We start from the raw sequence: 14705 nt of genomic DNA, 5'->3' as shown, positions 1-14705 counted from the left end.
GAGCAATACGATCCCTGACGTTATGAAACGTCTGTCGTGAGATCTGCTCATCCTTGCAAAACTGCTTGATGGTTTTTCCGTCGCGGACCGGATCGAAATCCGCGATCTTTCTGCGTGTGTGCGATGAAATAGCCATCCGACCATTTCACCGGTTCAGTGTCCAAAAAGTCTCTAGACATCGTGTCCAATAAGTGACTGGACTCCATGTCCAAAAAGTCATGAGACATGACACCGCGCAACTAGACGACCAGCACTAAGGGCGTCGCGTTGATCATTAGACTGAGTCGTTATGGAAATGGGGTATGAAGAGATCGTCCAGCGCCTTTTGGAGAAGAGTAAAGAAGCCTTCATTCTTGCGTTGGAGCTTTACAACCGTCCGACTCTGAAATATCACGCTGAGTCCTGCTCGATATTTCTTTGTAATGCTTGGGAGCTCATGCTCAAGGCGTACTTAGTCAAAGAACGAGGAGTCGAGGCTATCTACTACCCCGATGAGCCGGGGAAGACAATCGCGCTTGCGGATTGCCTGAAGAAAATTTTTACGAACGACAAAGATCCATTACGGGTGAACATGGCTGAGATCATCCGCTTCCGTAACATGCAATACGCATTTCATTACTGACGAGTATGAGATCTTTATCGGTCCATTCCTGCAGAAGTCAGTGATGAACTATGCAGACAAACTGCTCGAGCTGCATGGGGAGTCTGTAAGTGAATTAATTCCGGAAAATCACCTCACGCTTGCTGTGCGTCGTGGTGCTATTGACCCCGACGTTATCCGGGCAAAATATGAACCATACGTCGCGGAGAAGCTCCTAAAAATGAGGCAGTTTGCAGCAGACGCGGCTGGTACAGGTGAAGGGGGAGCCGCTGCTGCGATTTATGAGACGAACCTCCGCATCGTTAAGAAGTCAAAGGATGCTGATCTCAATGTCTATATCGATAGCGATGCTGATGCGGGCATTGCCATTGTCAAGGATGTCCGCGATGCAGCTAGTTACTACCCGTACACCAAAAAATTAGCGGTTAACGAGGTGCTCAAGCGCCTCGCAAAGTCGAAGACAACCATCTATCACCGTGGAGAAAAACGCAGATTTAACAAGTATGACTTCGATCTTTTCATCAAAGTTTTTCAACTCCGGGACGACGAACGGTACGCCTACGACCGCAGTACGGCTGGAGAGAATGCGACAATGTGGACATATTCCCAGCAGGCCGTCGAGTTTGTAGTTGGTTATCTGCAGAAGGACCCAGAAGGGTGCCTCGACGCGCTTAAGAGAAAAGTAGGAAAATAAAAACGCCAACCCTCGGAGCAAAGGAATTCTCAGGCCGAAGCCCTACTCCCATTCGGGAACCCAGCTTTATCCTTCTCGGGTTGGCGCTGTAGTCATAATGCTAATTGCACATGTTGTCTTGCACAACACTTATTTGCCTATCGGGGAGCAGTGTTGGGCAAAAAACATGAGGTAAAAACGTTGAAAAACGTGTCTTCAAAGCCCTTTGGTCTTTTAAAGGAGCTGGCCTCCCCCTGATCGTCTAGCTGCTCTTTTGCGCGACTAGACGATCTTTCTTTTATCGACCATCGTTTCCATCATCACCTGGGGAAACATTTTCGACGAAAGCTGATCGTCTAGCACGCACTGCCACGCAACTAGACGACCAGCGAAAACACCCCGTCAACCCCACCTTGAGCCACTCTCGCGCAACTTTTTTCGCGTTGACAGGAACAGACTCAACTTCTCGTGCGTTACACATAGTGCGAAACAAAATTTAGGCACGAAAGGATGATGCGATATGGCATCGAAGTACACACAGAAGACGCAGGAGGCTTTGCAGCAAGCGCAGATGCGTGCGTCGGCTGCGGGGAACCCGGATATGCGCCCGGCTCATGTGCTTGAGGCGTTGCTGAAGCAGGATGGCGGCATTGCTGCCCCGGTGCTCAAGGCCACGGGTGTGGATCCGGAGACGGTGGCGCGCGAGGCTGGCGAGCTGATTAGTGGTTACCCGAGCGCGGAGGGCCAGGGCATGGCCAACCCGGGGATTAATAGGGATCTGCAGACGGCGCTGAGTGTTGCGCAGGATCTTGCAGGTGAACTTGGCGACGAATACGTTTCCGCCGATGTTCTCCTCGCCGCGATTGCAAAGGGCAAGGACGATGCGGCCGAGTTGCTGCAGAAGCGTGGCGCGACGTTTGAGGCGCTCAAGGAGGCGTTCCCGTCGGTTCGTGGTGGCAAGAAGGTCACCTCGGAGAATCCGGAAGATCAGTTCCAGGCGCTGCAGAAGTACTCGACGGACCTGACTGCTCGTGCGCGTGAGGGCAAGATTGATCCGGTGATCGGCCGCGATTCGGAGATTCGCCGTGTGGTTCAGGTGCTTTCCCGTCGTACGAAGAACAATCCGGTGCTGATCGGTGAGCCGGGCGTCGGTAAGACTGCGATCGTTGAGGGGCTTGCGCGCCGCATTGTGGCGGGCGACGTCCCGGAGAGCCTGAAGGGCAAGACCCTGATTTCGTTGGATCTTGGCTCGATGGTTGCGGGTGCGAAGTACCGCGGTGAGTTCGAGGAGCGTCTGAAGGCTGTGCTCGATGAGATTAAGGAGTCGAACGGCCAGATCATTACGTTTATCGACGAGCTGCACACCATCGTCGGCGCCGGCGCCACCGGTGATTCCGCGATGGATGCCGGCAACATGATTAAGCCGTTGCTGGCTCGCGGTGAGCTGCGTCTGGTCGGTGCGACGACGCTCGACGAGTACCGTCAGTACATCGAGAAGGATGCCGCCCTGGAGCGTCGCTTCCAGCAGGTTTACGTTGGGGAGCCGACGGTCGAGGACACGATCGGTATTCTGCGTGGCCTGAAGGAGCGCTACGAGGTGCACCACGGTGTGCGAATCCAGGACTCGGCGCTGGTGTCGGCGGCGGAGCTTTCCAACCGCTACATCACGAACCGGTTCTTGCCGGATAAGGCGATCGATCTTGTGGACGAAGCCGGCTCCCGCCTCCGTATGCAAATCGATTCTTCCCCGCAGGAGATTGATGAGCTGGAGCGTATTGTTCGTCGTCTAGAAATCGAGGAGATCGCGCTGCAGAAGGAGTCTGACGCGGCGTCGAAGCAGCGTCTCGAGCACCTGCGCGAGGAACTTGCTGATCAGCGCGAACGCCTCGGTGAGATGAAGGCGCGTTGGGAAAACGAGAAGGCTGAGGTGAACAAGGTCCAGTCCGCGAAGGAGGAGCTCGAGCGTCTGCGCAACGAGTCCGAGATTGCGGAGCGCGACGGCGACTATGCCAAGGTCTCCGAGCTGCGCTACGGCCGCATCCCCGAACTGGAGGCGGAGGTAGCCAAGGCGGAGTCTGAGGCCAGTAACAAGACGATGCTGGAGGAGGAAGTCACGCCGGACATCATCGCCGATGTCGTCTCTTCCTGGACGGGCATTCCGGCCGGCAAGATGATGCAGGGTGAGACCGAGAAGCTGCTCAACATGGAATCTGTGCTGGGTGAGCGTGTCGTCGGCCAGAAGGAAGCCGTCGTCGCGGTGTCGGACGCGGTGCGTCGCTCCCGTGCGGGCGTGGCGGATCCGAACCGTCCGATCGGCTCGTTCCTCTTCCTCGGCCCGACGGGTGTGGGTAAGACGGAGTTGGCCAAGTCGCTTTCGGAGTTCCTTTTCGACGACGAAACCGCAATGATCCGCATCGACATGTCCGAATACGGTGAGAAGCACTCGGTTGCGCGCCTGGTCGGTGCCCCTCCGGGATACGTCGGCTACGACGCTGGCGGCCAGCTCACTGAGGCTGTTCGTCGTCGCCCGTACTCGCTCGTGCTTTTTGACGAGGTAGAGAAGGCCCACCCTGACGTCTTCGATGTACTTCTCCAAGTGCTGGACGAAGGCCGCCTCACCGACGGTCAGGGCCGCACGGTCGACTTCCGCAACACGGTGGTGATCCTGACCTCCAACCTGGGCGCCGGTGGCGACCGCGACCAGATCATGGAGGCTGTGAAGCGCCACTTCAAGCCGGAGTTCATCAACCGTCTCGACGACGTTGTGGTGTTCGACCCGTTGAGCAAGGACCAGTTGGTCGGCATCGTCGACATCCAGCTGGAGGGCCTGGCCGAGCGTCTCGCCGCCCGCCGCCTGGTGCTGGAGGTGTCGGATTCGGCGAAGTCCTGGCTCGCAGATCGCGGCTACGACCCGGCCTACGGCGCTCGTCCGCTGCGTCGCCTGATCCAGCAGGCCATCGGTGACCGTCTGGCGAAGAAGTTGTTGGCCGGTGACATCCGCGACGGTGACACCGTCCATGTCGATGTTGCCGACGGCGGCGAGTTCCTCGACGTCACTGCTGGCGTCAGCGCCGCTTAGTTCGGTGCTGTCGCTGTAAGCCCAGGTCGGGTGGAGAAAATCCGCCCGGCCTTTTCTTCTACCGGCCCCATTTTCCTAAACATTTGTCGCTTAATGGAAACGTGTTTCACTTCACTCGACGTACTCCGGTGTGCTCCGTATCATTCATGGCGACCGTCCCCTTTAGGAAAGGAGCACCACATGTCCACCCCAACTTCTATGCGCGCAGCAGTTGCCGAACAGTTCGGTCCAACCGTCAATGTCAAGGAAATCGACCTTCCCAAGCCGGGCCCGTTCCAGGCACTGGTGAAGCTCTCCGCCAGCGGCATCTGCCACACCGACCTCCACGCAGTGGAAGGTGACTGGCCGGTGAAGCCGGCTCCGCCGTTCGTGCCTGGTCACGAGGGCGTCGGTGAGGTCATCGAGTTGGGGCCGGGTGAGCATTCGGTCAAGGTTGGCGACATGGTCGGCAACGCTTGGCTCTGGTCCGCATGTGGTGAGTGCGAGTTCTGCCGCACCGGCCGTGAGACGTACTGCAAGCAGGCAGAATACGGCGGCTACACGGTGAATGGTTCCTTCGGCGAGTACATGCTCGTGGATACGCGCTACGCCCCGCGCATCCCGGAAGGCGCCGACCCGGTCGAGGTCGCACCGATCCTCTGCGCTGGCGTCACCGTGTACAAGGGCCTGAAGGAAGCACAGACCAAGCCGGGCCAGTTCATGGTCATCTCCGGCATCGGTGGCCTCGGCCACCTCGCGGTGCAGTACGGCGTGGCTATGGGCATGCGCGTGATTGCGGTGGACATTGCCGACGACAAGCTCGAACTGGCTAAGGAACTCGGCGCTGAGTTCACCGTTAACGCTGCTAACACCGACCCGGGTGAGGCTGTGCAGGAGTTCACCGACGGCGGCGCGCACGGCGTGCTGGTCACGGCGGTGCACCCGGCTGCTTTCGGCCAGGCCATCGCGATGTGCCGCTCCAACGGCACGATCGTCTTCAACGGTCTGCCTCCGGGGGAGTTCCCGGCACCGATCTTCGACATCGTGCTGCGTGGCATCACCATCCGCGGCTCGCTGGTCGGCACCCGTCAGGACATGGCGGAGGCGCTCGACTTCTACGCCCGCGGCGAGGTGAAGCCGCATGTCACGGCGTGCGAGCTCGACGACGTGAACAAGGTGTTTGAGGACATGCGCAACGGCAAGATCGCTGGCCGTATGTCCATCAAGTACTAGGCGTTCCGCTCTTCGCCTGTGGCGTGTTTTTCTGTACACTAGCCGACAGACCGTCTTGATAGACCTTGTCTTCGGCGGTGAGGGTCTTGTTGAAGCATTTGTTGCTTGCAAGGCCCTCGTTTCGTTTAGCACTGTGACTTCGTCGAAGGGGGCGACGGCGCACAGCGACCGAAACCCTACAAACCACCAACCCTTCCAACAATCCGGCCACTCCGAGATACACTGCCCTTTATGCAGCCGACTACGACGATTCTCACCCGTGTTGTCATTCCTGGTGTGGAGAGTGAGCAGCTTCGGGCTCAGCAGATTGGGTCGAATTTGTTTGTGGTGGCGAGTGTGCCGTTCGTCGATACGACGCTCGCGCTGGGGGACATTGTGGAGTGCGTGCTGGTCGGGGGCGCGTTCCATGTGGATCGTGTGGTGGTGCGTGGGGGCGCGTCGACGGTGCGTGTGTTGCCGGAGGATGAGAGTCCGCAGGAGATTGCGGCGACGCTGCTGGCGTTTGGTTGTCGCGTGGAGTTGGGCCCTGGTGGCATGTTGGCGGCGAGCATTGGTGCGGATTGTCCGCGCGAGGGAATCGCGGAGTGGCTTGGCGGTTTGGCGGAGCAGGGTGCGATTCAGCTTGCTCCGGGCTACATGGCTTAGCAGCGGCACCAACCGCCTTACACCGCGCCCCGACCCCGAAACCTCGTTACACTTGCGCGCATGAGCGTTTTCGTTTCTGCCGCGGATCTCAATGAACGTATTCAGGCTGGCCTGAAGCAGACCGTTATTGCTTCGCTGTGGGAGCCGGAGGCTGGTAAGGCGTGGTCGAAGTTTCAGTCTGAGCATGTGCCGACGGCGTTGTTTTGTGATCCGTCGTCGCAGTTGGCGGGGCTGCCGGGTCGCAAGGCGGGGCGTAACCCGTTGCCGGCGTTTGGTGTGGTGAAGAAGGCGGTTGCGAATTGGGGGATCGAGGAGGATCGCCCGGTGTACATCTACGACGGTGGCAACGGGCTGTTCGCGGCGCGCACGTGGTGGATTTTGCGTTGGGTGGGCGTGACTGATGTGCACATCGTGGATGGTGGGTTTGCGGCGTGGAAGCGCGAGAAGCTCCCCACGGTGGCGGGTCCGGGTGGCATTGTGGTGCCGCGCGAGCCGGAGCGCCTGGAGCCGGGGAGTATGCCGACGGCGTCGATGGAGGATGTCCGCGAGTTTGAGGGCATGATCCTGGACGCGAGGAGCGCGCGCCGTTTCGCAGGCCGCCGCGAGATCCTGGACCTGCGCGCGGGTCACATTCCGGGTGCGGTGAATCTGCCGGTGACAGATCTTTTCGACGACACCACGCACCTGATCAAGGACACCAACACCATCCGCGGCCGCCTGGCGGAGGTCGGCATTACCCAGAACACGGATCCGGAGAGCGTGATTACGTATTCGGGTTCGGGCAACCACTCGGCGAAGTTGTTGGCGGCGATGGAGCACGCTGGCCTGCCGGTGTTGACGCACTATGTGGGCGGTTGGTCGCAGTGGAGTGCGAATAAGGAGAACCGCGTGGTTACGCGTGTTTAGCGTGTCGTGTCGGCGGGCGCTGTAACATCGTCGCTGATGATTGCTGTGCTGTTAGTTCTCGCGTTTGTGGCGCTCGCCGCTGGTGTTGCGCTGTTTATCGCTGATGCGCGTGAACGAAGCCCACGGCGTGCGTGGGCGCGGCAGCACGGTTTTACGTTTGCCAAGGTAGACGATCTGTTGGCGGCGGAGTGGCGTCGTGGTGCGGCGTCTGCGGGGGCGACGGCGCGCGAGGTCGTGTCGGGCTCCGCGTTCGGCCATGATCTGCACTTGGCGGATTTGGGGGAGACGACGGTGCTCGCGGTACCCACCGGCCGCGAGGCGGATGTTGTGGTGGATATGCGCCGCGACGGGTTCGAGCCGACACAGCGCGACGATGACCTGGTGGAGGCCACCCGCGAGGGCGCGTTCACGGTCCATGCCACGAGTGTTGGCCCTGCGCGCAGGCTTATCGACGACCGCGTGCGCACCGCCCTATCCACCCTCCCGCCCGCAGTCAACGCGGTGTGGTTCGAGGGGGCGTGGGTGATTGCCCAGTTCGCACCGGGGTCAACGGCGCAGGATTGGGATGCGTCGTTGGCCGCGGTGGCGCTGCTGGCGGATGCTGCGCGCACACTCCCGCCGGTCGAGGATGCTCCGTTGTGGGTGGGGGAGGAGAAGGTGCAGGGGGTCGTCGAAAAGCAAGCGGGCCCTGAGCGGCCGGAAGATCCGGTGGAGCTGCCCACGCGGGTCACGGGTGGGGAGCGCGGTGAGGTCGAGGAGCGCGATCTTGGTGGCGACGATGTTGCCGCGATTGCTGGCGACGAGCGCACCGGCACCGACCTGACACGGGTAAAGCGTGTGCAGGGACCGTCGTCGATTTTTGATTCTGAGGAGAAATGATGAAAGAACAACTTGCTGAACTGGTCAAAGAGCTTGCCGTGGTACACGGGAAGGTAACGCTGTCGTCGGGCAAGGAGGCTGATTACTACGTGGATCTGCGTCGCGCGACGCTGCACCACGAGGCCAGCCCGCTGATCGGCAAACTGCTGCGTGAACTCACCGCTGACCTGGACTTCGACGCTGTTGGCGGCCTGACCCTGGGCGCGGACCCAGTGGCTACTGCCGTGATGCATGCGGAGGGGCGCCCGATCGACGCGTTTGTGGTGCGCAAGGAAGCGAAGAAGCACGGTATGCAGCGCCGCATCGAGGGCCCGTCCATCAAGGGCAAGCGCGTGCTGGTGGTGGAGGACACCACCACGACCGGCAACTCCCCGCTGACCGCCGTGGAGGCCTGCCGTGCGGAGGGCGCCGAGGTGGTTGCGGTGGCCACGGTGGTCGATCGTGCGACGGGTGCGGACAAGGTGATTGCGGACGCCGGCCTGGAGTACCGCTACCTGCTGGGCCTGGAGGATCTCGGGCTTGCCTGAGTTAGATAATGGGAAGGGCCCGACCGAGTGGATGGAGGGCCGCCACGGTGTGGGCCCCTGGGAGGGCGAGTGGCCGGATGATCCGCGCTACGACCCGGAGTACCTCGAACACGGCGACACCCGAAACGTTGTCGATGCCTACCGTTACTGGTCGCTGGACGCGGTCGTCGCAGATCTGGATACGCGCCGGCACCCGTTCCATGTCGCGATTGAGAACTTTGAAAACGACATGAACATCGGCACCGTCGTGCGCACCGCGAACGCGTTTCTGGCCAAGGAGGTCCACATCGTGGGCCGGAAGCGTTGGAACCGGCGCGGCGCGATGGTGACGGACCGCTACCAACATATTCGTCACCACGAAACGGTCGCGGATCTCATCGAGTGGGCGAACGGCGAGGGCATCGCTGTCGTGGCCATCGATAACACCCCCGGATGCGTACCCCTGGAAACAGCCGAGCTGCCCCGCGAGTGCGTGCTCCTCTTCGGGCAGGAAGGCCCCGGCGTGACCGAGGCCGCCCAGGAGGCGGCGGTGATGACCTGCTCAATCGCCCAATTCGGCTCGACGCGCTCGATTAACGCGGGCGTGGCGGCGGGGATCGCCATGCATGCCTGGATCCGCCAGCATGCAGACCTGTCTCACGCGTGGTAGCAAAACGGCGCGGTCTGGCAATATAACAGGCAAAATAACTGGCAACACACGTGGAAACGTCACTACTTAGAGGAGACATCAGTGCCTGAAACCTGGGCGCATCGTGCTGATTTGGCGGAATCGGCAATTACTGAACGTCACGCCCAGAAGCTCTGGATGTTGCCGAAAACCAACATGGCGGTCGTCGCCTGGCCGCCGGGGCTGAAAGACAAGCTGTTTTGGCACTGGCACTACTGGTGGCAGGCGCAGTACCTGGATTGCCAGGTGGATGCGGCGATGCGACGTCCGACGAAGACGCGTCGGCGCCGGATCCTCCAGACGATGCGCACGATCCAGGGGCGTAGCCGCGGCCGCTTGACTCGCAACATTTACTACGACGACAAGGCGTGGCTCGCGCTTGCCTGGGCGCGTGCGGGGCAGTTGCCGAAGAATAACGGCAAGGTGTCGTCGAAACGCTCGAAGGTGCTCGAGGATCTGGAGTTTGACCTGCTCTCGGGCATCGACCCGGTGGTGGGCGTGCTGCCGTGGCGTACGGGGGAGACGTTCTACAACATTCCGTCGAACGCGACCGCCGCGATGGTGTTCGCGCGCACGGGCCGGTTGGATAAGGCGCGCGAGATCGTCGACTGGATCTTTGACAACCTGGTGCGCGAGGACGGTCTGCTCAGCGACGGTGTTCGGATGCGCATGTCGGGGCCTGAGGTCGTCGATAAGATTTACACCTACAATCAGGGCACGGTGCTCGGCGCGAGCCTGGAGATCGCGCTTGCGCTTCGCGAGGACGTCGGGCTGGCCCACGACGAGCCGATCGACTCGTTCGAGAACTCCGAGCGCGCCGATGCTTCCATGTTCTACATCACCCACATCCGCGCGATCGTGCAGGCCATCGCCCTGGAGATGGCCACTCCGCAGGGCGTGCTGCTGAGCCCGCCGGAGGAGTCCGGCGAGGGCGACGGCGGCCTGTTCAAGGGCATCCTCGCGCGCTACCTCGCCGACGTGGCCACGCGTCTGCCGGAGGATTCGAAGGAGAACATCGCCACGAAGAAGATCGCGGCGCGCCTGGTCATGCAGTCCGCCGAGTCGCTGTGGTCGCACCGCCTGGAGGTCGACGGCCTGCCGGTGTTCGCCGCTGAGTGGACTGAGGATGCGCGCCTGCCGCATAACTATGGGTTGGGGCCGGCGTCGATTAGCGAGGCCGTGGGGCTCGTGCGTATCGACGAACGCGACCTCTCCGTCCAACTCTCCGGCTGGATGCTGCTTGAAGCAGCGGCGAAGGTGTCTGCAGCAATGGCGTAATATCGTGGGCACCGTTGTGGCAAAGGGAGGTGCTCGGGACGCATGCAGAAGAACAAGCGGGCGTTGATCGTCGTTGATGTGCAGGCAGGATTCCTGTCCGACTACACGTCGCGTTGCCTACCGCGCGTGCACGAGCTCCTCGCTTCTGATGAGTTTGACCTGGTTATCGCTACCAGGTTTTTCAACCCTGATGGGTCGGCGTTCCGTACCCGCATTAACTGGGATCGGTTGTCCTCGCCTGAGGAAGTGCAGCTCGATCGGCTCGTGGAAGAGCGCGCGGACATCATCATCGACAAGGACACCTACGGTTGCGGCGAGGCTTTGCTTTCTGCACTGAAGTCTCACGGGATTTCGGGGGCTACCCTTGTCGGCATTGATACTGACGTGTGCGTTTTGCAAAACGCTGCGTACCTCTTTGACCATGGCGTCAATGTTGATGTGGACCTAGCGGGTTGCGCCACAAACGGTGGCCCCGAAGCAGACGCTGCCGCGGCACGTCTGATGGGGCGGACAATCGGTTATAAACACACGCGCGGACACACCGCAGCGTAAGAACAATTTCGGGGGGGCGAAATGCAGTGGGGGTTTACAAGATACGAGTTTGCACCGACAGATGTCGGTGGGCCGATCACAGATGCGCGCGTCATAGCTCGTATCGAAGGCGAATTCCGAGCTCTCGGGTGGGAGCAATGCACGGAAGTGTTTGGTACGCGCGATCACGCATTGTTGCTACCACGCACGTATGCAATCGTCTCAAAGGGCGATACCTTGCTTTATCTTTCCCAGTCCGGGTACGGAGTGGCCCGATACCAATTCGACTACCGCGCTGATATCGGGGAAGAGCCAGTTGCATCCGTGGCAAACGCGCTTCGGGATCGTGTTCTGTTCCAACAATCACTCAGCGATTCACCAGATAAGACAGTGCGTGAAGTCGAAGAATTGATTCGGCATATTAGGAAGATTCAGGAGCGTTACCGGCGGGAACTCTTCCGAGGTTCTGCAAACGACGCGGTGCACGAATATTCATTCTCGGTCTACGCGGTATCTGAGCCCGTCGACGATCGCTTGGTCCACGCGCTTCTGCATCCAAGAGATGTTGGTTGTTCCCTAGGACTGGATCAAGCCAACCTTCCGTCGACCAACCACTTGGTAGACCGAATCAATGGAACAATCCCAAATCTTCCGTGCCCGATCATTGATAGTCAAGGGCACCGTTTCTGGAGCAGCTGGTCGGCCAGCGTTATCGGGGCAAGTTGTTCAGGATTAGAGGAACTCGTCTCACTTAGTGAATTCAGAGTTCAGTCGACCTGGCTCGCTGCACACAAGACCGCGAAGATGGCAGCACAGGTTGACCTCGCAGGTCTCGATTCGAAGGGATCCTCCAAAATGCGATTCCTCCAGTCTGACTTTGTATTGGTTGTCGCACGGCACCGTGAACGCTTAGGGGCTCATTCACCTGCACTCCACTCAAGCTTGTTGGACGAAATCAATCGTTCGAGTGATCTCGACGCCGAAATAGCTCGAGCCGAGACAAACCTCGAATCTGCTGTTGCAACGATGGCGTATTACGACGAACGCTCGAACCTAAAAGGCCGAAGACTCATTGAATTCGCAGCGTGGGTTTTCGGTGTAGCGGGGCTAGCCGAGCTTCTTGTCGAGCTTCCACTCCGCCCAAACACGTTTGCTACCCACCCGTTTTCTTTCGCTGCGTGGCTCCTCTTGGCCACTGTTGGGGGCATTGTGGTTTTCCGTCAGCGGTAGTTTCCTAAAACGGGCATACTGGTGTGCGTAAACGGTCCCAATCCCAGGAGGATTTTCATGCCTATCGCAACCCCCGAGGTCTATAACCAGATGCTGGATTCCGCCAAGAAGGGCGGCTACGCGTTTCCAGCGATTAACTGCACGTCTTCGGAGACGATCAACGCGGCCATCAAGGGGTTCGCGGAGGCGGAGTCGGACGGCATCATTCAGTTCTCCATCGGTGGTGCGGAGTTTGCGTCTGGTCAGGCTGTGAAGAACAAGGTGACGGGCGCGAAGGCGTTGGCTGCGTTTGCGCATGAGGTGGCGAAGCATTACGACGTCAACATTGCACTGCACACCGACCACTGCCAGAAGGAAGTGCTCGACGACTATGTGCGTCCGCTCATCGCTTACTCCCAGGAGCGCGTGAACGCCGGCGAGCTGCCGTTGTTCCAGTCCCACATGTGGGATGGTTCCGCGGTTCCTATCGACGAGAACCTGGAGATTGCCCAGGAACTTCTGGCCAAGGCGCACGCGGCGAACATCATTCTCGAGGTGGAGATTGGTGTCGTCGGTGGCGAAGAGGACGGCGTTGAGGCGAAGGCCGGCGCGAACCTGTACACCTCGGAGGAGGACTTCGCCAAGACCGTTGATGCCCTGGGTACCGGCGAGAACGGCCGTTACCTGCTGGCGGCGACCTTTGGCAACGTCCACGGCGTGTACAAGCCGGGCAACGTGAAGCTGCGCCCCGAGGTCCTGGATATGGGCCAGAAGGTTGCGGAGAAGAAGCTCGGCCTGGCTGAGGGTACGAATCCGTTCGACTTCGTCTTCCACGGCGGCTCCGGCTCCGAGAAGGAGAAGATCGAGGAGTCCCTGCGTTACGGCGTGATCAAGATGAACGTGGACACGGATACTCAGTACGCGTTCACCCGCCCCGTTGTGTCGCACATGTTTGAGAACTACGACGGTGTGCTCAAGATTGATGGCGAGGTGGGCAACAAGAAGATGTACGACCCGCGTTCCTACCTGAAGAAGGCCGAGAACGCTATGGCTGAGCGCGTCATCGAGGCGTGCCAGGACCTCCACTCGGTGGGCAAGTCGGTTTCCAAGTAAGCCACTGCTTATCGACGACACCACCTCCCCGGGCCCCACAGCCCAGGGAGGTTTTCCCTTTCGGGCCTAAGCTGTTTAACCATGGCTAAGCAGAGGATGGGCACGCGCGCCCGACTGCAGTTGGTTGATAAGTCGCTGCAGTCGCGGGTGAAGCGTGTGCGGAAGCGGTTGTTGCCAATTTTGCAGATCGCCTTGGCCGCCGGGTTCGCGTACTACATTGCGCACGACGTGATGGGTCACGCCCGGCCGTTTTTCGCCCCGATTGCCACGGTGATCATCATTGGCATGACGGGCGGCGACCGTGTGTCGAAGTCGGTGGAGATGGCCATGGGCTGCGTGCTCGGCGTGCTGGTGGGCGACCTGATCTTCTACCGGCTCGGCGCCGGCGGCTGGCAGATCGCGGTGATTGTCGCCGGGTCGTTGTTGATCGCGTCGTTTTTGAGCAAGTCAGTTCTGGTGAATAACCAGGCTGCGATCGGTTCGATCCTGATCGCGACAATCATGCCGCCTGGTAGCGAGTTCACCGGCGTGGACCGCACTATCGACGCCATCATCGGCTGCTTGATTGCAATGGCAGTCATCGCCCTGGTGCCTCAGGCTCCGATGTCGGAGGCCCGCGCGGAAGTGTCCAAAGTGATGGGCATCGTCTCTTCGGTTCTCGACGACGTGGCCACCGGCCTCCGCGAACGCAACCCCAACATCATCGACGAGGCCCTCGAGCAAATCCGTGGCACCCAAACGGGTATCGATGACTTAGCCGCCGCGATCAAGTCCGGCGAAGAAGCCAGCCGTGTCTCTCCGTTTTTGTGGGGCACTCGCCGCTACATCAACTCCCTGGCACGCGTGATCCCGCCGGTGGATAACGCGGTGCGTACCTCCCGTGTGCTCGCGCGCCGGGCTCACGTTCTTGTCGAGGACAGCGACACCATCACCGAACAACAAATCGAGCTCTTGGACACCTTGTCCCGCGTCTGCCTCGAACTTTCCGAGGTCTACGACGTGAACTCCCGCGTCGCCCAAGCCACCGTCATCCCGGAGTGCGTCAACGAGTTGCGTGCTGCGGGCCAGGCCGCCGGCATGGATATCGTCCCCAAAGATGCCGTCCTGTCCGCCTACGCCATCCTCGCGCAGACCCGCTCCCTGATCGTGGACCTGCTGATGGTGTGCGGCATGTCCCGCGAGTCCGCCCTCGCCGCCCTGGTGCCTACTTCCACGACGCCGAAGTACGAGCCCGAAACCTTCGACTTCGACTAGTTTCACGCCGCCCTGTTGCCGGCGCCGGTGAGCCGCCCTTCCGCCGCGCCGCCCTGTTGCCCGCCCTGCTCCCTGATCGTCTAGCTCCCTCGCGGCACAACTAGACGTGTTATGTCCATGAACATTTTGGA

General features: G+C 60.3%; 14 protein-coding genes. All 14 read left to right on the top strand.

Annotated features, from left to right (window positions below):
• Nucleotides 1–289 precede the first annotated feature (289 nt).
• The 14 genes from HMPREF2734_RS12250 to HMPREF2734_RS02830 all read left to right on the top strand — a co-directional run bounded on the left by HMPREF2734_RS12250 (nucleotide 290) and on the right by HMPREF2734_RS02830 (nucleotide 14574).
• Nucleotides 290–622: a DUF3644 domain-containing protein gene (locus HMPREF2734_RS12250; protein ID WP_070569076.1), complete on the top strand. Its 333-nt coding sequence runs from the start codon at nucleotides 290–292 to the stop codon at nucleotides 620–622.
• A 43-nt stretch (nucleotides 623–665) separates the two neighbouring features.
• Nucleotides 666–1295 carry a hypothetical protein gene (locus HMPREF2734_RS12245; protein WP_246816771.1) on the top strand — a complete coding sequence of 210 codons (630 nt, stop codon included), beginning with the start codon at nucleotides 666–668 and terminating at the stop codon, nucleotides 1293–1295.
• Nucleotides 1296–1794: 499 nt separating this feature from the next.
• A complete protein-coding gene (clpB, locus tag HMPREF2734_RS02885) occupies nucleotides 1795–4353 on the top strand; it encodes an ATP-dependent chaperone ClpB (protein ID WP_070569073.1) in 2559 nt (852 codons plus the stop codon).
• Between the two features lie 180 nt (nucleotides 4354–4533).
• On the top strand, nucleotides 4534–5565 hold the full coding sequence (gene adhP / locus HMPREF2734_RS02880) for an alcohol dehydrogenase AdhP (RefSeq protein WP_070423267.1): 1032 nt from the start codon (nucleotides 4534–4536) through the stop codon (nucleotides 5563–5565).
• A gap of 231 nt (nucleotides 5566–5796) precedes the next feature.
• Nucleotides 5797–6210: a DUF4265 domain-containing protein gene (locus HMPREF2734_RS02875; protein ID WP_070450118.1), complete on the top strand. Its 414-nt coding sequence runs from the start codon at nucleotides 5797–5799 to the stop codon at nucleotides 6208–6210.
• A 60-nt stretch (nucleotides 6211–6270) separates the two neighbouring features.
• On the top strand, nucleotides 6271–7116 hold the full coding sequence (locus HMPREF2734_RS02870; RefSeq protein WP_070423264.1) for a sulfurtransferase: 846 nt from the start codon (nucleotides 6271–6273) through the stop codon (nucleotides 7114–7116).
• Between the two features lie 36 nt (nucleotides 7117–7152).
• Nucleotides 7153–7995 (top strand): type III secretion system chaperone family protein, encoded by an 843-nt coding sequence (locus tag HMPREF2734_RS02865; protein ID WP_070569069.1) that lies wholly within the window; start codon nucleotides 7153–7155, stop codon nucleotides 7993–7995.
• Nucleotides 7992–8522, top strand: coding sequence for an orotate phosphoribosyltransferase (gene pyrE / locus HMPREF2734_RS02860; protein WP_070423263.1), 531 nt, complete (start codon nucleotides 7992–7994; stop codon nucleotides 8520–8522). Before HMPREF2734_RS02865 ends, pyrE begins: the two co-directional genes overlap by 4 nt.
• Nucleotides 8523–8553: 31 nt before the next feature.
• Entirely contained in the window at nucleotides 8554–9171 is a 618-nt protein-coding gene (locus HMPREF2734_RS02855; protein ID WP_070423341.1) for a TrmH family RNA methyltransferase, read from the top strand.
• An 81-nt stretch (nucleotides 9172–9252) separates the two neighbouring features.
• Nucleotides 9253–10467 (top strand): glycoside hydrolase family 76 protein, encoded by a 1215-nt coding sequence (locus HMPREF2734_RS02850; RefSeq protein ID WP_070450111.1) that lies wholly within the window; start codon nucleotides 9253–9255, stop codon nucleotides 10465–10467.
• A 42-nt stretch (nucleotides 10468–10509) separates the two neighbouring features.
• Nucleotides 10510–11019, top strand: coding sequence for a cysteine hydrolase family protein (locus HMPREF2734_RS02845; protein WP_070423261.1), 510 nt, complete (start codon nucleotides 10510–10512; stop codon nucleotides 11017–11019).
• 216 nt (nucleotides 11020–11235) lie between these two features.
• Nucleotides 11236–12228: a hypothetical protein gene (locus HMPREF2734_RS02840; RefSeq protein ID WP_210384724.1), complete on the top strand. Its 993-nt coding sequence runs from the start codon at nucleotides 11236–11238 to the stop codon at nucleotides 12226–12228.
• A 57-nt stretch (nucleotides 12229–12285) separates the two neighbouring features.
• Nucleotides 12286–13320, top strand: a complete 1035-nt coding sequence (gene fbaA / locus HMPREF2734_RS02835; protein ID WP_070569068.1) for a class II fructose-bisphosphate aldolase — start codon at nucleotides 12286–12288, stop codon at nucleotides 13318–13320.
• Nucleotides 13321–13401: 81 nt separating this feature from the next.
• Nucleotides 13402–14574, top strand: a complete 1173-nt coding sequence (locus HMPREF2734_RS02830) for an FUSC family protein (RefSeq protein ID WP_070569065.1) — start codon at nucleotides 13402–13404, stop codon at nucleotides 14572–14574.
• The last annotated feature ends 131 nt before the right edge of the window (nucleotides 14575–14705 follow it).

The organism is Corynebacterium sp. HMSC055D05 (assembly GCF_001810365.1).
GTDB classification, from domain to species: Bacteria; Actinomycetota; Actinomycetes; order Mycobacteriales; family Mycobacteriaceae; genus Corynebacterium; species Corynebacterium coyleae.
This window is presented reverse-complemented; position numbering and strand designations above follow the sequence as displayed.